The 24635-nt window shown below is 44.5% G+C and carries 21 protein-coding genes; all 21 read left to right on the forward strand.

The features are described 5' to 3' along the window. Positions 1 to 130: 130 nt before the first annotated feature. The 21 genes from QYB97_RS06060 (at position 131) to QYB97_RS06160 (ending at position 24563) form a co-directional block, all read left to right on the forward strand. The gene (locus QYB97_RS06060) at positions 131 to 1054 is read left to right on the forward strand and encodes an ABC transporter ATP-binding protein (protein ID WP_301165083.1); all 924 of its coding nucleotides are present in this window, start codon (positions 131 to 133) and stop codon (positions 1052 to 1054) included. Further along, positions 1047 to 1721, forward strand: a complete 675-nt coding sequence (locus tag QYB97_RS06065) for a hypothetical protein (protein ID WP_301165084.1) — start codon at positions 1047 to 1049, stop codon at positions 1719 to 1721. Before QYB97_RS06060 ends, QYB97_RS06065 begins: the two co-directional genes overlap by 8 nt. Then, on the forward strand, positions 1721 to 3748 hold the full coding sequence (locus QYB97_RS06070; RefSeq protein WP_301165085.1) for a serine hydrolase domain-containing protein: 2028 nt from the start codon (positions 1721 to 1723) through the stop codon (positions 3746 to 3748). The genes QYB97_RS06065 and QYB97_RS06070 overlap by 1 nt, the downstream gene beginning before the upstream one ends. A 252-nt stretch (positions 3749 to 4000) precedes the next feature. Further along, entirely contained in the window at positions 4001 to 5131 is a 1131-nt protein-coding gene (locus QYB97_RS06075; protein WP_301165086.1) for a M20 peptidase aminoacylase family protein, read from the forward strand. 19 nt (positions 5132 to 5150) lie between these two features. After that, complete coding sequence (locus QYB97_RS06080) at positions 5151 to 5987, forward strand: M55 family metallopeptidase (protein ID WP_301165087.1); 837 nt, start codon at positions 5151 to 5153, stop codon at positions 5985 to 5987. 24 nt (positions 5988 to 6011) lie between these two features. Then, positions 6012 to 7055, forward strand: a complete 1044-nt coding sequence (locus QYB97_RS06085) for a dipeptidase (protein WP_301165088.1) — start codon at positions 6012 to 6014, stop codon at positions 7053 to 7055. 4 nt (positions 7056 to 7059) lie between these two features. Next, positions 7060 to 8541, forward strand: coding sequence for a M81 family metallopeptidase (locus QYB97_RS06090; protein WP_301165089.1), 1482 nt, complete (start codon positions 7060 to 7062; stop codon positions 8539 to 8541). A 16-nt stretch (positions 8542 to 8557) separates the two neighbouring features. Beyond that, positions 8558 to 9442, forward strand: coding sequence for a MurR/RpiR family transcriptional regulator (locus QYB97_RS06095; protein WP_301165090.1), 885 nt, complete (start codon positions 8558 to 8560; stop codon positions 9440 to 9442). Then, complete coding sequence (menC, locus tag QYB97_RS06100; protein WP_301165091.1) at positions 9443 to 10558, forward strand: o-succinylbenzoate synthase; 1116 nt, start codon at positions 9443 to 9445, stop codon at positions 10556 to 10558. It begins immediately after the preceding gene. Between the two features lie 23 nt (positions 10559 to 10581). Next, positions 10582 to 11403, forward strand: coding sequence for a GNAT family N-acetyltransferase (locus QYB97_RS06105; RefSeq protein WP_301165092.1), 822 nt, complete (start codon positions 10582 to 10584; stop codon positions 11401 to 11403). A 91-nt stretch (positions 11404 to 11494) separates the two neighbouring features. After that, complete coding sequence (locus QYB97_RS06110) at positions 11495 to 12919, forward strand: serine hydrolase domain-containing protein (RefSeq protein WP_301165093.1); 1425 nt, start codon at positions 11495 to 11497, stop codon at positions 12917 to 12919. A gap of 73 nt (positions 12920 to 12992) precedes the next feature. After that, complete coding sequence (locus QYB97_RS06115; protein ID WP_301165094.1) at positions 12993 to 14438, forward strand: serine hydrolase domain-containing protein; 1446 nt, start codon at positions 12993 to 12995, stop codon at positions 14436 to 14438. After that, positions 14435 to 16081: an ABC transporter substrate-binding protein gene (locus QYB97_RS06120; protein ID WP_301165095.1), complete on the forward strand. Its 1647-nt coding sequence runs from the start codon at positions 14435 to 14437 to the stop codon at positions 16079 to 16081. Before QYB97_RS06115 ends, QYB97_RS06120 begins: the two co-directional genes overlap by 4 nt. After that, positions 16078 to 17010 carry a nickel ABC transporter permease gene (gene nikB, locus QYB97_RS06125; RefSeq protein ID WP_301165096.1) on the forward strand — a complete coding sequence of 311 codons (933 nt, stop codon included), beginning with the start codon at positions 16078 to 16080 and terminating at the stop codon, positions 17008 to 17010. The genes QYB97_RS06120 and nikB overlap by 4 nt, the downstream gene beginning before the upstream one ends. Before the next feature lie 45 nt (positions 17011 to 17055). After that, positions 17056 to 17928 carry an ABC transporter permease gene (locus tag QYB97_RS06130; protein WP_425589768.1) on the forward strand — a complete coding sequence of 291 codons (873 nt, stop codon included), beginning with the start codon at positions 17056 to 17058 and terminating at the stop codon, positions 17926 to 17928. Between the two features lie 36 nt (positions 17929 to 17964). Then, positions 17965 to 18942, forward strand: coding sequence for an ABC transporter ATP-binding protein (locus tag QYB97_RS06135; protein WP_301165097.1), 978 nt, complete (start codon positions 17965 to 17967; stop codon positions 18940 to 18942). Beyond that, positions 18939 to 19895 carry an ABC transporter ATP-binding protein gene (locus QYB97_RS06140; protein WP_301165098.1) on the forward strand — a complete coding sequence of 319 codons (957 nt, stop codon included), beginning with the start codon at positions 18939 to 18941 and terminating at the stop codon, positions 19893 to 19895. Before QYB97_RS06135 ends, QYB97_RS06140 begins: the two co-directional genes overlap by 4 nt. A gap of 199 nt (positions 19896 to 20094) precedes the next feature. Further along, entirely contained in the window at positions 20095 to 21972 is a 1878-nt protein-coding gene (locus QYB97_RS06145; RefSeq protein WP_301165099.1) for a serine hydrolase domain-containing protein, read from the forward strand. Between the two features lie 24 nt (positions 21973 to 21996). Further along, positions 21997 to 22674 (forward strand): hypothetical protein, encoded by a 678-nt coding sequence (locus QYB97_RS06150; RefSeq protein ID WP_301165100.1) that lies wholly within the window; start codon positions 21997 to 21999, stop codon positions 22672 to 22674. A 54-nt stretch (positions 22675 to 22728) separates the two neighbouring features. Next, positions 22729 to 23709 carry an oxidoreductase gene (locus QYB97_RS06155; protein WP_301165101.1) on the forward strand — a complete coding sequence of 327 codons (981 nt, stop codon included), beginning with the start codon at positions 22729 to 22731 and terminating at the stop codon, positions 23707 to 23709. A gap of 65 nt (positions 23710 to 23774) precedes the next feature. Beyond that, positions 23775 to 24563: a GNAT family N-acetyltransferase gene (locus QYB97_RS06160; protein ID WP_301165102.1), complete on the forward strand. Its 789-nt coding sequence runs from the start codon at positions 23775 to 23777 to the stop codon at positions 24561 to 24563. Positions 24564 to 24635 lie beyond the last annotated feature (72 nt).

The following is a 24635-nucleotide window of genomic DNA, read 5'->3' on the forward strand; positions in this document are numbered from 1 at the left end:
TGTCATTTGCCTGTCATATGAAGGCAGGGGATGGTGTAAAACCACGTGACTTATTCGTTACTTTCCCCACTTCATTCCCGTGATTTTGGATTGATAAGATGGCCATAGAAAGCGAAATGAGGAGGAATTTATGACATACATTATTGAAACGGCCCACCTCACGAAACAATACGGTGAGAAGCAAGTTGTGTCAGATGTCAGCATGAAAGTGAAAAAAGGTGAGATATACGGTTTTCTCGGGCAAAACGGTGCGGGGAAAACGACAATTATGAAGATGATCACCAACCTGGTGAGGCCAACATCAGGAGAGATCCACCTGTTTGGTGAGCGCTTCACGCGTGATTCGGTTCACGTGATGTCCAAAATCGGAAGCATTATTGAGTACCCAACTTTATACGGTCATCTTACAGCGAAGGAAACACTTCAGCTGCATTGTGATTACATGGGCTTCCGTGACGACTCATCTATTAACGAGTCGCTCGAGCTCGTTGGACTGCAGGATGCAGGGAAAAAGCGGGTGAGTGCCTTTTCATTAGGGATGAAGCAAAGGCTCGGCCTTGCCAGGGCAATCGTTACAAAGCCTGAGCTTCTTTTGCTGGATGAACCGATCAATGGCCTTGATCCTGTTGCGATTAAGGATATGAGACAAGTGTTTAAAACGCTTCAGAAGCAATATGGCATGACGCTCTTCATCTCAAGCCATATTCTTGGCGAGATCGAACTGATCGCAGATACAGTGGGTATTATTCGAAACGGGGCATTGGTAGAGGAGATTACCATGAGTGCTCTGCATGCAAAAAGCTCTGGCAGTATTGTGGTGGAAACCAACAATGCCAACGCAGCAGCCATCGTCCTTAAAGAACAATTAGCGATTCATGACTTTGAGATCACAAATGAAAAACAACTTCAAATAAAGAACTCGCCGGTATCCGAGCACGAAATTACCAAAGTGCTCGTCAACCATGATATTCAGGTGAACAGCGTTTATAAATCAGCTTATTCTTTGGAACAATTTTTTATGGAGAAAATGAGCGGAGGTGCTTTGCATGTTTAATTTCATGAAGCTGGAGATGAAAAAGCACCGGTTAAAAGGTTTAATCCGCGGTGTGATCAGTGCCAATATTGTCATTTTAGCGCTCATTACAGTTATTTTCTTTGCCGAAAAATCCAATCGCGTTATTGCGTTTCCGGATTACACCACGCTATTGGCAGCCATCCATTCTTTCATCCGGCCGACGATGCTGATGTTTACAGGAGTATTGCTTGTCCGGCTCATCATTGATGAGGGGAGAAACAAAACGATGTCCCTCATGTTTATGTATCCTGTGACAAGAAGTAAAGTCATGCTGTACAAGTCTGTTATGGTTTTTGCCTTCGGTTTCCTTACCATTGTTTTGTCGAACGTGATTTGTGGAGCTGTTGTCATTCTTGTAAATCCAGCCGTAGGATTTGTTTCGGGGCCGTTTGATCTTTCCACGCTGTCAAAGTTTTTCATGCAAGTGCTGATCGATGGCTTGATTATTGGGGGAATGGCTTTGCTTCCGATGTATATCGGCATTAGAAAGTTTTCCGTGCCGGCGACCCTTGTAACGACAGCCATCCTGGTCATTCTGTTATTGACCCAGCTTGGCGGCAGCATTCCGGTTCTTGTTTCTTTAAGCATAATTGGCCTTATCGCTGCTTTTCTGGCTGTTAGAAAAATTAATGTGATGGATATGTAATGAATAATAAAAGAAGGCTGAACAACGTGAAAAAATATTCGAGTATTCTCACAGGAGTAGTAGCCGTCTCCTTACTGATCACGGGCTGTGGCACGAAAGCCGCGCCGCATGATTCAGGGGCAAAGGTACAGGCTGCAAAAGTGGCTCCACTCAACAAAAAAGATCTGACAGCGTTTGCTGATCAATTTTTCAACCGTAAAGATATTAAGAAAATGTACCCTGGCCTTGTCGTTACCGTCGTACAAGGAGAAAAGGTCCTGCTGAATAAGGGGTACGGAGTCAGGGATACGGAAAAGAAGCTTCCGGTAAATCCGGACCAAACGCTATTCCGGATTGGGTCGGTAACGAAGTCATTAACCGCCACAGCGTTAATGAAGCTCGTTGACGAGGGGAAATTCAACCTGAACGATGATATTAGAAAATACATTCCTGAAATGAAATTTAAAAACCCGTACACTGAGCCGGTCCAAGTGAAAAATTTGCTTCTTCATAATACGGGCTTTGAGAGCCGTGACCCTAACATCGATGATATTCATGGAGATCTTAAAACATATTATCCGTTAAAACAATATATCAAAAACAATTTTCCGCCGGTCGTCCGTAAGCCTGGCACTTCCTATATGTACGATAACTTTGCCAGCCTGCTTCAAGGCTATATCGTGGAAAAAGTATCTGGTCAGCGCTATGAAGATTACATGAAGAAAACTATTTTCACTCCGTTGCAAATGAAGAACACGACATCTGTTTTTCAGGAGAGCATTGTCCCTCAATTAGCTGCAGGATACAGCCCTGACGGTAAGCCTGTAGGATTGTATGCTGTAAAGCCATCCAACCTGCCAAACGGAGGAGCATTCTCTACCGGTTCAGATATGGCGAAATTCATGATGATGCAGCTGAATGGGGGCAATTATAAGGGGATATCTGTCATCAGCAAGCGAACAGCGGACATGATGCACGTTTTTAAACAACAGATTTCCCCGGGCTTTAGGGACACAACGTATGGATTTGAAGCACCCTACTTTTCACCATCAAAGGAAAGGGTTGTCTCCAAAGCAGGAGACGCACCAGGATTCAGCTCGTACATGTGGCTCCTTCCGCAGAAAAAAGTCGGTGTATTTATCGCCAATAACACGAACGGAGGACCGCGTGAAGAATTTTACCGGGCCTTCATGAACAAGTATTATCCAAGCAAAGCCGTAAAGGAAATGTATTTAAAATCAAGTGCCAAGAAACTGGCTAAGTTTGAAGGGGTATATCGTGATCTGCGGGGCAAAACCAATGTCTCTGAGATTAAAGCTGCTGGAAATGGTGTTCTCAACATCACCTATTACGAAAGCCCGCCAAGGACATTCCGTCAGGTAAAGCCCTTAGTTTTCAAAGAACCCTCTTCTGGAAAATACCTTGTGTTCAGGGAGAAGAACGGAAAAATTGATTACGTTAAAGATGTGACGAGAGCCCGCTACAGTGAAAAGTTAAACATCAAATCCTTTAAAGACGTTCCTGTGTCCGATCCTTATGCGAAATATATCCGCACACTGCAAATCTTAGGATCAGCTGAAGGCAAGAGAGGTCATACCTTTGGCGGGAAGGAGACTTTATCCCAAGCGGAATTTATTGCGATGATGCTTAAATCAATTACCTATAAGGGGTCCCAGAACCCGGGCGTTTTTACCGATACAGCTGGCCACAAGTATGGTTCCTATGTTCAATTCGCTGTTGAGCTCGGCATCATTACTCCTGATCAGTCGAAGCGCTTCTATCCAGACCGTCAGATCAGCCGGCAGGAAGCAGCCACTTTCGCGTACCGCCTCCTGGCAACTAAAGGAGTGCCAAAAGGCGAAGCCAAGTTGGTTGGAGATACGGATCCATGGGCGGTTGAAGCCGTCAAAACGATTGTTGCCAATCATTTGTACGGGCCGGATGTCCAGCCTGAAAAAGATGGTTCCGTCAATTATCATTCCAAACAAAGCATGAAGCGTCAGGAAGCTGCTGCCCTCATCGCTAAAATTATCAATCCGAACTTGTAATGTTTCATGTCATTCGCAACACCTGATTTTTTTGGAATTTCGGGTGTTGCTTTTTCTTCGCGCTTTTCGATTTCGAATTAATATATGATTTTATTTTTGTCAATGAGTAAATAATCATGTAAATCTAAAAATATTTAGAATTTTTGTTGAATTTATAGGACTTTTGATTTATTCTTTATGTAATTAAGTGAAGTTAAAACTTCTTATATATATTTTAAGAAGCATTAACTTCTTAGCGAGGATGGTGGACAGATGTTCTTAAACGCTAACATCGTAAAGGAAGTCAATCATGCGTTCCGTTATTTGCATAGCCATCCGGAAATCAGCTGGGAAGAAGTAGGCACCACGGAGTACATTAGAAACCGGCTCATTGAGAATGGATGCAGGGTTAAAACATTAAATGGAATAACAGGCGTGGTTGGAGAGATTGGCAGCGGGAAACCGGTTGTTGCGATTCGTGCAGATATGGATGCGCTCTGGCAGGAGGTAAACGGCTGCTTTCAAGCCAACCATTCATGCGGCCATGACGCACACATGGCCATGGTGCTTGGAGCCGTCAGTGCGCTCAGCGCGCATAAAGAAAAGCTCAAGGGAACGGTTCGATTTATTTTTCAGCCTGCCGAAGAAAAGGGGACCGGCGCTTTGGCACTCGTTGACCAGGGGATCGTTGATGATGTGGATTATTTGTTTGGGGTCCACCTCAGGCCGATCCAGGAATTAGCCAACGGAAAAGCGAGTCCCTCCATTTTGCATGGAGCAGGAGCTTTTGTCGAAGGTGAAATTATAGGTGAAGATGCCCATTCCGCAAGGCCGCATCTTGGAGTGAATGCGATTGAAGTCGGAGCTGCAATCGTCCAGGCTCTTCAAAGCATTCACGCTGATCCGATGATTCCTCATTCGATCAAGATGACATCCTTTCATGCGGGAGGCACCAGTTCAAATATCATCCCGGGATGCGCGCGGTTCGGCCTTGATGTCCGGGCTCAGACCAATGAGCTGATGGAGAGTCTTTTGGTTACTTTAAAGCATAGAATCCGCGCTGTTGAGTCACTTTACCACGTAAAAGTGATTCTGAATGACAAAGCTAAAATAGCCGCGGCGCAAAATCATGAGGACGCCCAGCGTCTGATGGAAGAAGCGATTATCGAGGTGATTGGAAGAGAAAACCTGAAGCCGTCCATTATAACTTCTGGAGGGGATGACTTCCATTACTACACGATTAAACGGCCCCATATTAAAGCCACGATGCTCGGCCTGGGCTGTGATCTTGCGCCAGGTCTCCATCATCCGAACATGACGTTTGATCATCAGGCACTGGAAGCAGGAACAGGAATTTTAATCAATGTGATTTTTAAAGCGTTACATTCAAGCAGCAACAGTTAATGGGGACAGGGGTGATGGGATGAAAGTATTTATTTCGGCTGATATGGAAGGAATATCAGGAATCACGGACATTGAGGATATTCTTCCAAATGGAAGAACGTATGAATATTGCAGAAAACTTTTTACAAAGGATGTAAACGCTGCGATTGAAGGGGCGCTTGAAGGCGGAGCCACCCAAATCGTCGTAAACGAATCACATGGACCAATGAGGAATCTCTTGCCGGAAGAGCTGCATCCAAAAGCAGAAGTCGTGCGGGGCTTTTATAAGCCTTTGCTGATGATGGAAGGGCTGGATGACTCGTTCGATGCTGTATTTTTTGTCGGCTACCACGGAAAAGCCGGTGAAAAGGACGCCATTTTAAATCACACATTCCTTGGGAGCAGTATTCAAAGGCTGTATTTGAATGGCAGGGAAGTGAGTGAGGGGGACTATAATGCCGCCGTTGCCGGAGAACTGAACGTGCCGGTCGTTCTCCTGACAGGAGACAGCCAGACCTGTGCCGATGCCAGGCGGAATTTTCCAGGCATTATAACAACGGAGGTCAAACGGGGGATTGGTGCCTTCACTGCACAATGTCTCCATCCTAAAATAGCGAGAGAGCTAATCAAGTCTGATGCCCGAAAGGCTGTAGAGAATTGCAAAGCTGTCAAACCGGTGGAAAAACAATCTTCTTATACGATCGATATTGAGTTTAAACATACCAATATGGCCTCTATCGCGAGTTATATCCCCCAAGTGGAATGGGTTGATCCGCGTACTGTCCGCTATATTACGGATGATCTTATCAAAGGCACGAGAGTCTTACTGGCGCTTATGCTGCTATCCATTCAAGCCTCAGGCACAATGAGGTTCTAGAAAATGCTTTTTGGGAGGTATGATTTGAAAAATCAAGCGGAAGTATATCCAAAACGCAAACGCTTCGTTCTTGACGCTCATTTTGATTTGCTGATGGATGTGCAATTGAAGCGTGAAAAGGGAGCAAGAAGGGTCATTGAACGCGAATACCTGGAAGCGTTCAGAAAGGGAGGAATCCATGTGATAGTGGCTGCTGTTTTTGTGGACAGCCAGTTCGTCCCTTATTCCGCTCTCCAAAAGGCCTTAAATCAAATCAGCTGTCTGTATCAGGAAGTAAAGGAGTCACCGGATAAATTAATGATCTGTTTGAACGACAGCGATATGCTGCAAGCGTATGAGACCGGCAAGATCGGGTTTCTTCTGTCGCTGGAGGGGGCTGAGCCAATTGGCACAGACCTGAGTCTTCTTCACATCTTCTACGAGCTTGGGGTAAGAAATCTGGGGCTTGTTTGGAGCAGACGAAATGAAGCTGGCGACGGAAGTCATTTCCAGGAGGTTCGCGAAGGGAAAAAAGGAGGACTGACCTCTTTCGGCATCGAGCTCATAGAGGAAGCTGAGAAGCTGGGCATTACGATTGATGTCAGCCATATAAATGATGAGGGATTCTATGATGTCCTGGAGGTCGCTCAAAAACCGCTTATTGCTTCTCATTCCAACGCCAGAGCACTTTGCCCTACGATGCGGAATCTTACGGATCACCAGATTAAAGAGATCGCGGGGAAAAAAGGAGTCATTGGGGTAAATGCGGTGTCCATGCTGGTTCATTCCGAAGATGCCAAAAGTACACCAACTGCCCTGGCGGACCATATTGAATACCTGATTCAACTTGCCGGAATAGAGCATGTCGGCTTTGGTTTTGACTTCTGTGACAGTGTCATGAAATACATCTCCCGGGAGGATTTGCTTAAGATGCCCCGGATTCCGTTTGATGTGATAAAGGGACATCAAAATCTGGATGGCCTCATGAATGAAATCCTGAAGCGGGGTTATGCCGAAAGTGATCTTGCTTTGTTGGCTGGGATGAACTTTCATCGAATATTTAAATACAACAATGCCGGGTTGGGGTGAGGTTATGAAAATTTTAGTTGGACAAGTCCTGCACGAAACAAACACGTTTTCCAATATAAAAACCACAGTCGATTCTTTTAAAAAATGGGAGTGGGACCTGGGGGAAGCCATTCTGCTGAAAAACCGAGGAGTCAGAGGATTTATGGGAGGAGTCATCGACCGGATTGAAGAGCTGGGACATGTGGCAGTTCCGACCTTCAGTGCATCGGCTTACCCTACAGGGCTGATCACGGAAGAAACCTATGAAATCCTTAAAGATGAACTTCTTCGTCCTCTTTCTGCGGCAGATGAATATGACGCGATTGTGCTGTGCCTGCATGGAGCAGGCGTGGTTGAAAATCATGACGATCTTGAAGGCGAAATTCTTTCCGCTGTGAGAAAAGCGGCAGGGTATAAAATTCCGTTGGTCGTTACTCTGGACCTTCATGCGAATGTTACCCCGCTGATGGTACAGGAAGCAGATGCCATCGTCGGAAACAACCATTATCCTCATATCGACTGCTACGAAATTGGACAAGAAGCAGTGGATCTTGCTGTTGAGATCGTCAAGGGAAACCTAGTTCCTGCTATGCATCTCATCAATGTGCCGCTCGTCATTCCCACATCAGCAACTCATTTTTCTCCGGTAAAGGACATTAATGACTGCACCAGAGAATGGGAAGCGTTGAAGGATGTAGTGGATTGCACATTCTATCACGGATTTCCCTATACGGATCTTCCCCAGATTGGCGTCTCTGTTGTAGCAACCACTCATAACAACCTTAAATTGGCGGAAGAGGCGGCAACGGCCATTGCAGAAAAGATATGGGACATGAGGGAATGCTTTATGCAGCATACAATTGGACCGAAGGAAGGCATTAAGGAAGCGCTGAAATCTCATGCATCCATGGTGGTGATCAATGAGACATCGGATAATCCGGGGGGCGGAACTCCGGGGGATGGGACGCATTTGTTAAAAGAGCTGCTTACCATAAAAGACGAAAAAATTTGCTTTGCCTGTATATTTGACCCGGAGGCCGTGGAACGGGCATTTGAAGCGGGTGTGGGGAATGAGATTGCCCTCATGTTAGGTGGAAAGACCGATGAACTGCATGGAGATCCCATTCTCCTGACCGCTTATGTAAAATGCCTGACTGACGGACAATTTACGTATACTTCCCCGCTTTGGACCGGCCGCAAGGAAAATCTGGGAAAAACGGTACGCCTCCAGGTAAATAATGTGGATATCATTGTCAGCTCTGTTAAAACTCAGGTTCTGGATGACGAAATTTACAAGCTGCATGGCATCGATGTCACGGGATACAAGATTGTGGCATTAAAGTCCAGCGTTCACTTCAGAGCGTGTTTTGAAAAGCTGACAAATGAAATTATAACGGTAGATTCTCCAGGCTTATCGACCATAGACTTTACTTCACTTCCATACCGGAGAGTGGATGATTTTATCTATCCATTGAATGAACGGTTAAAAGGCGCGGCTGCATATTAACCCAAGGAGGGAACCGATGTCATCCCTGAAAGAACTCATAAAAACACATTATGAAAACCTGACCAAGCTTCAAAAGAAAGTCGCAAAACAGATTCTGGATGATCCCAAGAGAGTTGTTCTTCAGACCGCTAAAGAGCTTGGCACAGAGATTGGGGCAAGCGAAACGACGATCATTCGCTTTTGCTACGCCATTGGCTATGACGGTTATGCGGATTTGCAGGAAAACGTCCGCACTGAACTGTTGATTCATAAGGATAAAGATGCTCTGAACAAGTTTGCTAACCGGATGACAGATGCAGAAACGGCATTAAGTGAAACGGCCCATACCGAAATGAACCAGGATCTCCTGTCCATCCAGCGGACACTCGAGGAATTTGACCATGAACAATATATCCAGATTGTAAATGCAATCATTAAGGCAAAACGAGTGGTGGTCGTTGGCTTGAGAACGTCCTTTGCTCCGGCGCATTGGTTGTCCTACACGTTAAATGTGGTCAAGGGAAACACCATTCTTTACCGGGGAGAAGTGGATGATGCCCATTACATCCTTTCTGATTTGAATGAAGAGCATCTGGTGATCGCCTTCTCCTTTCCAAGATATGCAACCGAAACCATTTCTTTTGTCAAAGCCGCCAAAAGTAAAGGAGCTAAAGTATTTGCCTTAACGGACAGTGAACTTTCTCCAGTGGCTGGCTCAGCAGATTACCTGATTAAAGTCACGACACCCGAGCCCTCATCCATTAAAGGAATGCCGACGATCTTTTCCATATTAAATTTGTTCGTAACCGGGATCATGAAGCAAGATAAGAGCAATGTTCAAAAGCAGTTAAATAAATACCGCGAATCCAGCCACTTATTTCATTCTTACGCCGCATCCCATAACAGTCGAGAAGGTGATTAATTGAACATTGAAAGAGTAAGCCTCACACAATTACAGATTCCATTAAAGTCGAGATTTGAAACGAGTTTTGGCGGTGTGGAACTAAAGAATTTTCTTCTTGTTTCCGTTGAAGGAGGAGGAAAGACGGGTTTTGGAGAGAGTGTTGCCATGCCGTACCCCATCTATAATGAGGAAACCACAGAAACCGTAAAGTACATGTTAAAGGAATTTCTCATTCCTATTGTCAAAAATAGTGCGATTCAGCATCCGAAAGAGCTTCTGAAGGCTTTTTCTGGCATCAGAAGAAATAATATGGCCAAATCAGCGATTGAGGGGGCGGTTTGGGATCTCTATGCCAAACAAAAGAATATTTCTTTAGCCCAGGCGCTTGGGGGAACGAAAACCGAAGTGGAAGTCGGGGTGAGCATCGGGATTGAATCCAGCGTGGATGAATTGCTCCGGAAAGTCGATCAATTTCTGACGGATGGCTATAAAAAAATAAAAGTGAAGATTAAACCGGACTGGGACATTGTGCCGATCAAAGCCATCAGGGACCATTTCGGCGATCAGGTTCCTCTCATGGCAGATGCGAATTCCGCCTATACGCTTAAAGATTTGGACATTCTGAAGCAGCTTGACGAATTTAATCTCATGATGATTGAACAGCCACTCGCACATGATGATATCGTCGACCAGGCGATATTGCAGTCCCAGCTCGTTACACCGGTTTGTTTGGATGAAAGCATTCATACGCTCGAGGATGCCAGGAAAGCTCTTCAACTGGGAAGCTGCAAAATTATCAATATTAAGATAGGGCGTGTCGGAGGGCTTACAGAAGCCATTCGCATTCATGATTACTGTAGTGAGCAGGGGATTCCGGTTTGGTGCGGAGGAATGCTGGAGGCCGGAGTGGGACGGGCTCATAACCTGGCCATCACTTCGCTAAGTAACTTCGTTATCCCGGGAGACACTTCTCCATCCAATCGTTACTGGAGCGAAGATATTGTTGAGCCTGAGATTTCCTTCAGCAAGCCCGGCATGATTACTGTGCCTTCAGGACCTGGGATTGGCTATGAAGTAATGGAAGAACGTGTGAGGAAGTATGCCGTAAACGAAGAAGAGTTTGTCATTGCATAAATAAATGATGGAGTGGAGCTTTAGTGACTTCTGCAATTAAATATAAGAATATTACTAGGGTTAAAGAACTGGAAACGGTGGTCAGCCTTCAAAAATTAATTTGGGGAAAAGAAGCTGTAACCGAGGTCCCCCAATTATTTGCTTCGATCCAGAGCGGAGGTTCTGTCATTGGCGCCTACCTGGATGATGAGCTCGCAGGATTTTGCTACGGATTCCCAGGCTATCAAAGTCATAATCTATATCTCTATTCGCACATGATGGGAATCCTCCCAAGTCAGCGGAACAACGGCATCGGACTTCAGCTGAAGCTTCAGCAGAGATTGTGGGCAAAGCAGGCTGGATACGAGAAGATTATTTGGACGTATGATCCTCTGCAGACGAGAAACGCGCATCTTAACTTGAACAAGCTTGGAGGCTATGTTGATCATTACAAAGTGTCTTACTACGGAGAGATGAAGGACAAGATCAATACGGGCTTCCCAACGGATCGCTTTTTATTGGAGTGGGACATAGGCAGTGAAAGGGTGTCCGACAACCTGAGGATTTCTGAAAAAGAAAAGGTGTGGCAGCAGTATCGAAAACTGTCTTGGACCACTACCGGGAGCCATCCTGTTCCTGAAACTTTGAACCATGCTGCAATTGATGAACAGGGTTATTTAGTGCCCGTTCCTGCTGACATCGAACGCATAAAACAAGAGAATTTCAACCTTGCCCTGGAGTGGAGGCTGCATGTGCGGAACAAAATGCTCAGCCTGCTGGAAAAGGATTACAGAGTCGTTGGTCTTCTCAGACAGAAAGAGCCCGTTCATTATTATGTTCTCGAGAACAAGAGTGACAGAGGCTGAAAGTGTTTTCTAACATAGCATGAATTGCGGCAAAATTAGTCAGAATAGTCAGTTTTTATAGTATTACCCATTAAACAAGGAGTGATTTCGGATGGCAAATGACATGAAAGTATTGAATGATTTTGATTCGTATAGTGAAAATCTCGCTCAAAAGTATCACGTTCCAGGAATCTTTATGGCATTGGGGAAAGAGGAGAAGATTGTATTTGAAAAAGGGATTGGCTACCGGAATGTCAACGAGAAGCTTCCTTTATCAAAAGATACGGTGTTTGGTATAGGTTCGGTTAACAAGCAAATAACAGCAGTAGCTGTTCTTCAGCTGCATGATCAAGGAAAGCTGTCTGTTCATGATCCTGTTGTAAATTATTTGCCTGAGTTCCAAACACCCAACGACCTTTATACAAAGGAAATGACGATACACCACTTTCTGACTCATACTTCTGGGCTTCCTCCATTAGCCACGTTGTATGGAGCCATGAAAAAGAGTATGGAAAGGGACCCTAAGCCCGAGAGCGGAGAGCAGCCGGCTGAAAATCCTTTGGATAAAGTTCCTGTTATCGATACGTATGAAGAGCTTATGGATGCATTAAGTAAAGATTCCTTTACCTTGCTTGGCAAACCGGGAACGGTTTTCAGTTATTCGAATGAAGGATATGCCCTTCTTGGTGCCATTATCGAAAGGGTCAGTGGAGTCCCCTACGAGCAGTATATTAAGGATTACATTACAGACCCCGCCGGAATGCATCATACGGTTTTTCAGTATGAAGAGCTTGGAGAATATGATGATATAGCAATTTTGTATCATTCGCGCAAAAAGGACGAAGAGACTGTTGTGTTTGAGTCCAATAATCCGTGGGACGCTCCTCCGATGAGGGCTGCAGGGTTCTTAAAATCAACGGTAGCTGACATGCTGAAGTATTCGGATCTCTTTCACACGGGAGGGAGAATTGGCAATGCTCAAATTCTGACTCCTGAGAGCGTGGAGCTGATGACAACCCCTTACATTAAGTGTGATTTCAACAAATATTATGGTTATGGTGTCATGATCCATCCCGACTTTTTAGGCTATAAGTTTGTAGAACACGGCGGGGCAATTAAAGGGGTGGCTGCACACATCGGGACCATTCCGGAACTCAAGTTAACTGGAGCGGCACTTGCTAACCTGGGAGGTGTTCCGTCCACCAAATTATTATTCAGTGCCTTTGCCAGCTATCTCGGACGCGACATAGAAGATACAGAACTTCAAGTAGAAGAAATTCCTCTCTCTCTGGATGAGTTAAAAGCATATGAAGGTATGTTTGCCTCTCCGGAAGGAATGGCCGTTAAATTTTACCTGGAAGAGGACAAGCTTCAAGCATCAATGGAAAATGAGGCGACCACGCTTACTCCAGTCGGTGAAGATACCTTCTTGTTTGCAATGAGAGATTCCAAATATGCAATTTCTTTCTTGAGAGATGAAAATAAAAAAATACACCGTGTTGCCTTTGGTTATCGCCAGATATCAAAAGCGGAATAGGGTAAATCAGTGCGTGCATCTAACGCATGGGTCTGATGTAAAAATTCAAAATAATCAAAAAGGGGTGTGGAGTTTGGGCAATGCGCTGGCTGTTTCATCTGGATTTGAACAGTATGCTGCGGAGGTGGCGAAAAAGTATCAAATCCCGGGAATTTTTATTGCCTTGGGAAAGGACGAAAAACTAATTTATGAAAAAGGTATTGGTTTCAGGAATACCTCGAATGAACTCCCTCTATCCAAGGACACTGTATTTTCTATCGGTTCGGTAACAAAGCAAGTAACAGCGGTGGCCATTCTTCAGCTCCATGAACAAGGAAAGCTTTCATTGCATGATCCGGTAATCAATTATTTGCCGGAATTCAGGACTCCGGACAAAGAAAGAACAAAAGAAATGACGATTCACCATCTTCTTACTCACTCCTCGGGACTGCCTCCGCTCTCTACCTTGTATGGGGCGATGAAAAAGAGCTTGCTGATAGCAATGAATCCTGAAGTAGATAGCAGGAAGGAGAATTCATTAGTAACGTTCCTGGAAAAATTCCCTGAAATTGAAACGTACAGTGAACTATTGGATGCTATTTCAAATGACACCTTCACATTGCTTGGCCCGCCCGGAGCACAATTCAGCTATTCCAATGATGGCTATGCGCTTTTGGGTGCCATAGTAGAACGGACGAGTGGAATCAAATATGAGCACTATGTAAAAAGCTCTATTCTGGAGCCGGCCGGTATGCAGCACTCCGTCTTTCATTATGAAGAATTAAAGGATTATGAGGATATTGCCGTTTTATATGAATTGCATAAGAAAGACGAAGAGAACATTGTAGTTGAATCCAACATACCGTGGGATGCTCCAGCAATGAGATCGGGCGGCTTTCTTAAATCCACGGCAAGGGATATGCTGAAATTTTCTGATCTGTTTCACACAGGAGGAAGGATTGGCAACGCTCAAATCCTGACTCCTGAGAGCGTAGAACGGATGACGACACCTTACATGAAATGCGGACATGATTTGTTTTATGGATATGGAGTAATGATACACCCTGATTTTTTTGGCTATAAGCTGATTGAACATGGCGGGGCAATCAAGGGAGGGTCTTCAATTATCGGGACCATACCCGAATTGAAGCTGACTGCAGTCTCGCTGGCTAACCTGTTAGGTGTACCGGCAGATAAGCTGCTTTTCAGTGCTTTTGCCAGTTATCTTGAGCGAGACATAGAGGATGTTGATATAAGGCTCGGTGAAGTTTCTTTAACGGTTGAAGAATTAAAAGAATATGAAGGAGAATTTGCTTCTGCAGAAGGGACGAGGGTCACTTTTTATGTGGATGAGGAAGGCCTGCTCTATGGCTCAGAAGGAAAACCATTCCTTCTTACACCAGTTGGTAATGACACCTTCCTTTATAAGAGCAGGGAATTTAAAAAAACACTTCAATTCATACGAAATGAAAATCAACAAATTCACCGTATTGCCTTCGGATTGAGACAAATTCCAAAAGTAGAAGAGGGGGAAGCATGATGTTTGAGAAAAGAATGGGAAGAATGCTGTTAACCGTCATCGCTATTGTTTCAATGTTATTTGTATCTGCTTGCAGCTCCAATGAGGCTACTTCTAAGAATAAAGATAAACAAAACAGTGCCAAGGAAGCGGGAACTCCTCAAAATGGGGGGACGATTTCTATCGGATATACGCAGGAGCCGGATACTATGGATGTGCATAAAACATCGATGAGCATTGTTGATGACATCGGTACTCAAATTGGGGGTTCTCTGTTAGTATTTGACCCCAAAACATTAGAACTGAAACCGCATTTAGCTGAAAGCTACAGCATTTCGGAGGATGGAAAGAAAATCACCTTTAAGCTGAGAGAAGGGATCAAATTTCATGACGGTACCCCGTTTACAGCGAAAGCGTATAAAGAAACCTTTGATCGTTTGCTGGATCCAAAAACAGGAGCCACGGTGGTTAAAAACCTTTTAGCAGGTGTTAAATCCATTAAAGCTCCAGATGATGCAACTTTAATCATTGAGCTTGCTGCTCCGACAGCCCCGGTTCTCTCAAATTTGGCGATAGAAGGTTTCATGCAGCCTTTATCTAAAAAGGCGATAGATACGCATGGAGATAAATATGGAAGAAATCCGGTCGGGGTTGGGCCATGGAAGTTTAAAGAATGGAAGAATGGCCAATCCATTACTCTTGCAAAGAATGAGGACTATAAATGGAGCAAATATTACTTCAGCAATAAAGGGAGTGCGTACCCTGATGAACTGGTATACAAGTTCATAAAGGATTATCAAACCATGCTTTCGGCATTGGACAGCGGGTCGATTGATATTGCTGCCAACTTGCTTCCAAAGGATGCCAAGAGGTATAGTGCAAATCCCCAATTTAACGTCTTTGAGTTTGATCGGCAAGGCATGGGCTTAACGATTGAAATGAATACGGAAAATGAGATTTTAAAAGATATTAAGGTGAGAAAAGCATTAAATATGCTGATCAACAAGGATTCCATCATAAAAGCGGTCCTTCAAGGCGAAGGGAATCCAGCATACGGTCCGATATCATCAAACATTTTTGGGTACGACAAAAATATTGAAAAGTATGGATATCAATACAATAAAGATGAAGCAGTAAAACTGCTTAAAAGCTCCGGTTGGAAGAAAAACAGTAAAGGTATGCTGGAAAAGGACGGTAAAGAACTAAGTTTTGAATTGTCTTCCAGTGGCCAGTGGAATCAGCCGGCTCAAATTGTTCAGGCAATGTTCAAAGAGGCGGGAATCGGAATAAAGATTCAATCCTTTGAAGCGGGAGCATTGAGCGAGAAAGTATCAAAGGGAGATTATGAACTTACCTTCCTTGGTTACTCTTACCCTGACCCGGACATTCTTTTCATGCTGTTCCATTCAAGCCAGCTTGGCGGTTTTAATCACTCTCGCGCCAAGAATAAAGAGCTGGATGCGTTATTGGAAAAGGGAAGGGCGACACTCGACTCTGAAGAGCGCAAAAAGATCTATGCAGAGGCCCAAAAGATTATTGTAGAAGAGGCGTATTGGGCTCCAATTTATGTTGAAAAAATGTTCTTCGTAAGCAATAAGAGAGTGCATGGCCTTAAACAATCACAAACTACGCTTCTATTCCATGACAGCTGGGTGAAAAAATGACCTACCTGTTGAATCGAATCTTCTCGGGCATTATTGTCATCATAGGAATTTCTATCTTTTCCTTCTTCTTGATTCACCTTATTCCTGGAGATCCCGTCAGGATGCTTCTTGGCCAAAATGCAACCAATGAAGAAGTAGCGAGGCTGACCACCTATCTGGGGCTTGATCAGCCCCTGATGGTTCAATACAAGGATTATGTTGTCAATACCTTGCAGGGGGATCTGGGTACATCCATTAAAACAGGCAGACCTGTACTGACAGAAATATTGGAACGATTCCCTGAAACGATGAAACTGGCAGCTGCCGGTATCCTGATTGCTACGGTATTGGGTATATCCGTCGGGGTTATTTCTGCTCAATATAAAGGATCCTTCATTGATAAATTGTCCATGACTTTTGCTACGCTGGGGGTTTCTATTCCGGGCTTTTGGCTGGCCCTGGTTGTTATTATGCTGTTTTCGGTAAAGCTTGGATGGCTTCCGATCGCCCAAGGGACGGGCATCCGGGATTTGATTTTGCCTGCCATGACGTTAGGGGTCCTGGCTTCAACGATGATCAGCCGGCTGACACGCAACGGGCTGGTTGAAATATTATCCAATGATTTTGTCAGGACAGCCAGAGCCAAGGGTCTGGCGGAACGAATGATTTTAATCCGTCACGCCTTAAGGAATGCCCTCATTCCTGTTGTCACGGTCATCGGCTTACAGATGGCGGCTCTTTTAGGCGGTACGGTGATTATTGAACAGGTGTTTAACTGGCCTGGACTTGGAACGCTGGCCATTGGAGCCATTTCAACAAGGGATTTTCCCCTAATTCAGGGAACCATTTTGTTCATGGGGGTCGTATATGTCACCATCAATATTCTGGTTGATTTCCTTTATACAGTGATTGATCCACGCGTGGAGTTAAGTGCAAAGGGAGGGAAATAGGTGGCTAGATTAAAAGAGGTTACACAATCACTTCATGCGCCGCTTATGAAAGAAGAAAAGAATCCGGCCCTTGTTCAGAAGAAGCTGAAGGTCAGTATGTTTTGGAAAGTATGGAATCATAAACGGGCAAAGTATCATCTGATTTTCCTATTTCTTTTCCTGGTGATGGGAATATTCGGGCCAATGATTGCTCCGTTTGATCCCAACAAGCCCTTTTACGATGCCCTTCTGCAAGCGCCGGGCAAAGAACATTTATTAGGAACGGATGCCTTGGGAAGAGATGTTCTTTCCCGTTTGTTATATGGTACCCGGGTGACGCTAACCGTCTCCATTCTGGCTGCCGGCATTACCTTTGTTGCAGGGACTTTGCTTGGTTTGATCAGCGCTTATGTAGGCGGGATTGTCGATAATATTTTGATGAGAATTATGGACATTCTGCTGGCACTGCCGAGTATTATCCTTGCTCTTGCCATTGTTGCTGTGCTTGGGCCAAGTTTAACAAACGCGATGATTGCGGTTGGGGTTTCTTCGATACCGAGCTTTGCAAGACTTACCCGGAGTGCGGCTCTGACGATAAAATCTTCTGGTTATATTGAGGCAAGCCGTTCGATTGGGAGTTCACATTCCTGGATCATTATGAGGCAATTTCTTCCCAATATTACAGGGGTTCTTGTTGTGTACACGACCCTATTTATTGGGGGAGCGATCCTGGACACAGCAGCATTAAGCTTTATCGGCCTCGGTGCGCAGCCTCCTGCACCTGAGTGGGGAACGATGCTGAGTGAGGGGAAAAATTATATATATGAAGCCTGGTGGCTTGCCACATTTCCCGGAATTGCCATTACGGTCGTTGTTTTTGTCATTAATGATTTTGGTGACGTCCTCCGGGATATCTTTGATCCTAAATCAGTGAATTAGTTTTTTACGTGTTTTTTTTAGAGAGGGAGAAACGATATGCCATCTATTTTAAAGGTGAAAGGACTTTCTACCACGTTCTCAGGCAAACATGGAGATACGACCGTAGTGGACGGTGTTGATTTTGAGCTGGGAAAGGGAGAAATTTTAGGAATCGTGGGTGAATCCGGCTGTGGAAAGAGCGTAACCTCTTTGTCCATCCTTCAACTGTTGGGCAAAAAAGGGGAATCATCGGGTGTCATCCAGTTTAACGATATGAATCTTCTTGAACAAAGCGAGAAAGCCATGAGGGGGATTCGCGGACGTGATATTTCCATGATTTTTCAAGACCCTATGTCTTCCCTTAATCCCATTCTCACGATCGGTAAACAGATCGGGGAAATGATTGAAATCCACGAAGAGGCAAGTGGAGCTGAACGGAAGTTAAAGGTAATCGGGTTATTAAAAAAAGTGGGAATTCCCCGTGCGGAGGAAATTTACCGGGAATATCCCCATCGGTTATCTGGAGGGATGAAACAAAGGGTGATGATTGCGATGGCAATTGCCTGTAATCCTGCTGTCTTAATTGCTGATGAACCAACGACTGCATTGGATGTAACGATTCAGGCACAGGTATTGGATTTGCTGAAAGGACTGCAGAAGGAACTCAATATGTCCATTATCCTTATTACCCATGACCTTGGTGTTGTGGCTGAGATGTGTGACCGTGTGGTGGTTATGTATGCCGGGCAAGTGGTTGAGACAGCGGATACGAGAACATTACTGCGTTCTCCCAAGCATCCTTATGCAAAGGGGCTGGTGCATTCCGCTTCCTTGGTTTCCAATGAAAATAAACGCCTTAACTCCATACCGGGACAGGTCCCGCTGCCTGGACAATTTTCAAGCGGTTGCCGCTTTGCGGACCGATGTGAATATGTATTGGACGTTTGCAGGAGGTCACAGCCTTCTTTATCCAAGCTGGACAAGAACACGACTTGCAGGTGCTGGCTGTACGGAAGCAAGGAGGCTGTTCAATGAAAACCAAGCTTCTGGAAGTAAAAGACCTTGAGAAGAGATTCAAATTAAAAAAAGCGGTTTTTGCTCCGCCTTCGTTTGTTCATGCCATAAATGGAGTCAATCTGGTCCTTCATGAGGGGGAGACGCTTGGCATTGTGGGAGAGTCGGGCTGTGGTAAATCCACAACAGGACGATGCCTGCTGCGCCTTATTGAGCCGTCACATGGTGAAGTGATCTTTGAAGGGAAAGACATTACTCACTTCACGAAAAGCGAGCTTAAAGCTTTCCGGAAACAGGTGCAGATGGTGTTTCAGGACCCCATGGATTCCATGAATCCGAAAATGACCATTGGCGAAATCATGGCTGAGCCGCTTATTTCGCATAAAATACCAAAGGCCCAATGGCAGGAGCTGCTGACCTCTACCATTAAACTTGTCGGACTGAACGAGGACCATCTTTCACGATATCCCCATGAATTTTCAGGTGGCCAGAAGCAGCGAATCGGGATTGCAAGAGCCATTATATTAAGGCCAAAGGTGATTGTGGCAGATGAGCCGGTCTCCGCCCTGGACGTTTCTGTTCAATCGCAGATTATCAATTTGCTTCAGGATCTGCAGGAAGAACTTGACCTGTCGTATGTCTTTATCTCGCATGATCTGGGAGTCGTTGAGCATATTGCTCACCGGGTTGCGGTGATGTATTTGGGAGAGGTCGTGGAATTAGCAGACAGTGAAGAACTATTCAGGGATCCGCTTCATCCATATACGAAAGCACTCATTTCTTCCATTCCCAGAAAAGACCCTGATGAACGGAAGGAAAGAATCATACTGAAGGGAGAAATTCCTTCTCCATCCAGCCCGCCTGCAGGCTGTAAGTTTCATCCCCGCTGTGAATTTGCAGCAGAAATTTGTAAAACAAAAAGGCCGGCCCTTAAGCAAGTTTATGGCCGGGAAGTCGCATGTCATCTTTATTAGTTTCTTGGAAGCTGGCTGGAGCCGCATAGTCAATCGCTAAGCGGCTCTTTTTCATGACTTCAAGAAGTGATTACTTTTTTCATGACAGCAGACACTTTGTTATATGACATTCCTTCCATAAAATTTGTAGTGCAAGGCATCTTAGCATCTTACGATAGGAACAGATAAATACTAATTTTATGGAATAGGATGATTCATCATGCCTAAAAAGATCATACTTTTAGTTTCGTTATTAGCCGTTATCCTGCTTATTACATCGGTGACTCCTGCCTATGCATCACGTGAGAGACCCGTGTTTCATGAAGGGAACATCGGAAAGTTTGCAGAGCAGTATTTTTCAGACACCGAAAGGAAAAAGAACGGTGTGACCGGTGCGGTATTTACATTTGTTCATGGGAACAACGTGATTTACAACAAAGGATTTGGATATGCCGACGTGCCAGGGCAAGAACCGGTGGATCCGATTCAGACATCCTTCCGCATTGGATCGGTAAGCAAACTTTTCCTCGGAACAGTCGCGATGCAGCTCGCAGAGGAAGGGAAAGTGGATTTAGATAAGGATATTAATCAGTATTTATCGTCCTTTCAGATTCCACAAACGTACAGGCAGCCGATCACTTTGCACCATCTGCTAACCCATTCTGCAGGCTTTGATGATGATTTAAATGGGTTTGCAGAAGCATCATACAAAAATCGCCAGAAGCTGGGATCCTATGTTAAGAATGAAGTGCCAGACCGGGTTTATCCCCCTGGAAAAGTCATCTCATACAGCAATTACGGAATATCGTTAGCAGCTTATGTTCTTCAGGAAGCTGCGGACAACCCGTATGCAGATTTGATGCAAAGGAAAGTTCTTCGTCCTTTAGGCATGAAAACCAGCAGACCCTATTTAACTTCAGACCGGATTCCGCATTTGGCAAAGGAGTACGCCTTGAAGGGCGGGCAGTATAAACCGCTTCCGCTTTATGACAACAATGTTTTTCCGGCTGCGAGCATCACATCAACCGGCCAGGATATGGCTCGATTTATGCTTGCCCATAAACGAAGTGCGCAACATAAAAGTAACGTGCTCTTTAAGCGTTCAAATGAACAAATGTATAAAACACAGCTTACGGCCCATGAAAAAATTCCGGGATACACCTACACCTTTCATGAGAAGCTCCAGGACGGCCAGCGGTTTCTTGAGCATAACGGAGACATGGCAGCCACACACAGTTATTTAATGATCAGCCCGGAACACGATTTTGCTTTCTTTTATTCGTATACGAGTATAGGTAAACCGCTGCCGATTGAACAAGATTTCTATGAAACGTTCTTTCCGGTTCAGCAATCGGAAGAGCTCCATACCACGGTATCCAAAAAGGCGCTTGAGCGATATGAAGGAGCTTATCTTTATAACCGATATGCGAGAAAGGAATTCACGAAGTTTCAGCTGCTGCTGGCCCCTCCGCTTAAGGTAAAAGCGACGGAGGAGGGATTGCTATTCACAATGGGAGGCAAAGAGGAATTATTCCGGCCTCATCATGGAAAGCTGTTTAAAAGCGATCACAATGACTATGTACTGATGGATGAATACCAAAAAGGAGACGTTGAAGCTGTAACGTATCTGGGCGGCCGTTTTGAAAAGGTGCCATGGTATTTTGTCTCTTATGGCCATCATGCTTGGGTGATATATACCGCTGCTGGAACCATCCTGCTTTACTTCCTGTATTTCCTGGCAAAGCAAATCGTAAGGTTATTCAAACGCACACACCAAAGCAATTCCCTTTTGGACCATACGGCTTTTGCCATGACGATGTCCTTTGTTTTATTCCTGAGTGGTTTTCTGTATGCTGCGGGCTCTGTTGATACGCTGTGGGAGCTCACGTTTTCAGTTCCGCTCATTCTAAAAATCGCTATGCTCATGCCATTGCTTGCGTTCGTATTTACCGGGATACTCATTTACTTGCTTATAAAATGCTGGAACAGTCACGGTATGCACCTGATACAAAAAGCGGTCTATAGTTTGCTCGTCATCTCCAGCATTGTTCTTTTGTTTATTTTAAATGACTTTAACCTTGCAGGATTACGTTATTAGCAGCCAGGAAAGGAGGAAGCACTATTGATTCGCTTTATGAAGCTGGAATTGAGAAAACACAAAATCGGTGGTTTAATGACAGGCTTGCTGGTGATTAACCTTTTAATCGCAGGAGGGTTGACAGGGCTCGCTTATGGCGTGAAATTGACGCAAGGCGTTCACATCTTCTCCAGTTATTCCTTGATGGTTTTGGCATCGCTGGCCTTGATACGACCGGTGGCGCTCATCTTTTCAGCCCTTTTTCTATCCAGGATCGTTATTGAAGAATTCAAGAATAAAACCATCGCTCTTATGTTTTTGTATCCTTATTCCAGGAAGCAGGTTTTGGTTTATAAGGCACTTATGGTATTTCTTTTTACTGTTTTGGTTGTTTTGGGCTCCACTTTGTTTTTCTTGATGGCCATATTGTCACTCAATCCGTTCTTTCATGTGATCGAAGGTTCGATGCGCTGGTCGGATCTGCTTGGTCCATCTCTATATCTTGTAATGGATGCGGTCTTGCTTGGGCTTTCATCTTTAATCCCGATGTATGTGGGATTATTGAAATTTTCTGCTCCTGCTCTGTTTGCATCAGAAATCATTTTACTTTTAATGCTTTCCTCATCGATCAGTGCTAATCCAATATCCTATAGTGCCGTAGGTCTGGCTGGGGTGCTTGCTGTTGTTTTATCTGTCCGAAGAGTTAATAATCTTGATTTTTAATGAGTGTTTTTCAGAACAGTTCCACAGATTACCGATAGTAAGAGGGGAGAAAAAATGCCAGCGATAATCAATACACCATTTGCAATCGGAGAAGTCACTTTAAATAATCGTTTAATGATGGCTCCTATGCAGCAAAATGGAGGAACGATAGATGCGTATGCTACAAACCATCATATTAAGCATTATAAAACCAGAGCGGGAGGAATTGGCTTAATCATTGTAGAATCGACCGCGGTTTCACCCAATGGCCGGCTTTATAAAGATGATATCGGTATTTATAGCGACAGACATATTGAGCCTCTTGCAAGAGTTGTGGACGCTGTTCATTTCGAAGAAACACCTATTTTCATACAGTTGTCACATGGGGGAAGAAAGTCGTGGCCGGAAGTGACTGAACATTTACTTGCCCCCAGTGCGATAAAATTTGATGATCATTACGGTACACCCAATGAAATGAGTGCACTGGATATAAAAAATGCAGTAGAAGAATACCGTCTCGCTGCAAGAAGGAGTGTGCAAGCAGGATTTGACGGGATTGAAATTCATGCGGCTCATGGATACTTGCTTCATCAATTTCTTTCTCCCATTTCCAATCAGCGTACAGACGAATATGGCGGATCTTTGGAGAACCGCAGTAGATTGGTGAAAGAGGTTTTGAGTACAGTCAGAGATGAGGTCGGAACACATTATCCCGTCCAAATCAGGGTCTCTGCTTCGGACTTCTTAAGTGGTGGCCTCACGCCTAATGAAGTGGCACAAATCCTTAAAGGGCTGGAAGCTTTTCTCGATGCCGTCCATGTTTCAGCAGGAGGCATTTTGCCGATTCAGCCAAAAAGTATTTATTCCGGATATCAGGTTCCGTATGCAGCTGTAATCAAGCAGGAGCTTGAGGTTCCTGTCATCGCCGTAGGCAATATTCATAATGCAGACATGATGAATCAAATCATTGAAGACAATTTGGCTGATTTTATCGCAATCGGCCGTCCATTGCTGGAGGATGCTAAGTTTGCGGAAAAAATTTTGGTTAACAGTTAATACAAATGTATTCAAAGTCTGCTTTAATTAAGGAGTGTATGTTGAAATACAAGGGAGAGATTTTTTTGGATTTACAGGATATTTTGAAATTGGATTTTGCTTATCTTTCTACCTTTTCAAAGCGGAAGGATACAGATTGGGGAGCTTTATTCTGCAATGAAAACCAGCCCAACTATTACGATGCCAATCATGCTCATCTTAGTGACAGGTGTTCTGATCCGAAGCGTATAGTGGATGAAGTCGTATCTTACTATGAAAATAAAAACATTGTTCCCCGCTTTTATATTTATAAAATCGAGGAGCAGCAAGACTTATTGAGGGAACTGAACGATAGAAAATTCCGTTATGAAGAAATGATCAGCACCGTACAGTTATGGAATGGGAAGCCGGTGGCCAAAGATCGGGATAAGAGGATTACGGTTGAAGTGGTAACAGCAGAAACCTATCAGGAGGCTTTAACGATTGAGGCAGGTATTCCGGAGTTTGGCGGTATGGAAACGGTGGAGAAGATCTTTGAGGAACAATTCAGCCATCCTGCGTTCACCCATTATTTGCTGCGGTATGACGGTATTCCTTGTTCTGCCGCTTGCCTGTTCGCGGATGGTGACCAGGCGCGAATTGAAAGTGTTGCGACATTGAAAGAGTTTCGAGGAAAAGGCCTGATTGGTGAAATCATTCGATTTATTCAGGAAGAGACACTTGAAAGAGGAATCCGCCAGCTTTGGATCTTCCCTATTAACGAAATGGTTGAAAAGGTGTATCAGAAGTACGATTTCGAAACCGTTGCGCAAGTTAAAACCATACACTCCTTCTTGCGTGGAAAAAGTATTAAGGAAATTCATGAAGGAAAATGAAAGACAAGGGACCGTTCAAATCGTCAGGGTAGACTGACTGTCTGAACGGTCATTTTTCGTATGATAACGGTT

This window comes from Fictibacillus fluitans, assembly GCF_030418125.1.
GTDB lineage: Bacteria > Bacillota > Bacilli > Bacillales > Fictibacillaceae > Fictibacillus_C > Fictibacillus_C fluitans.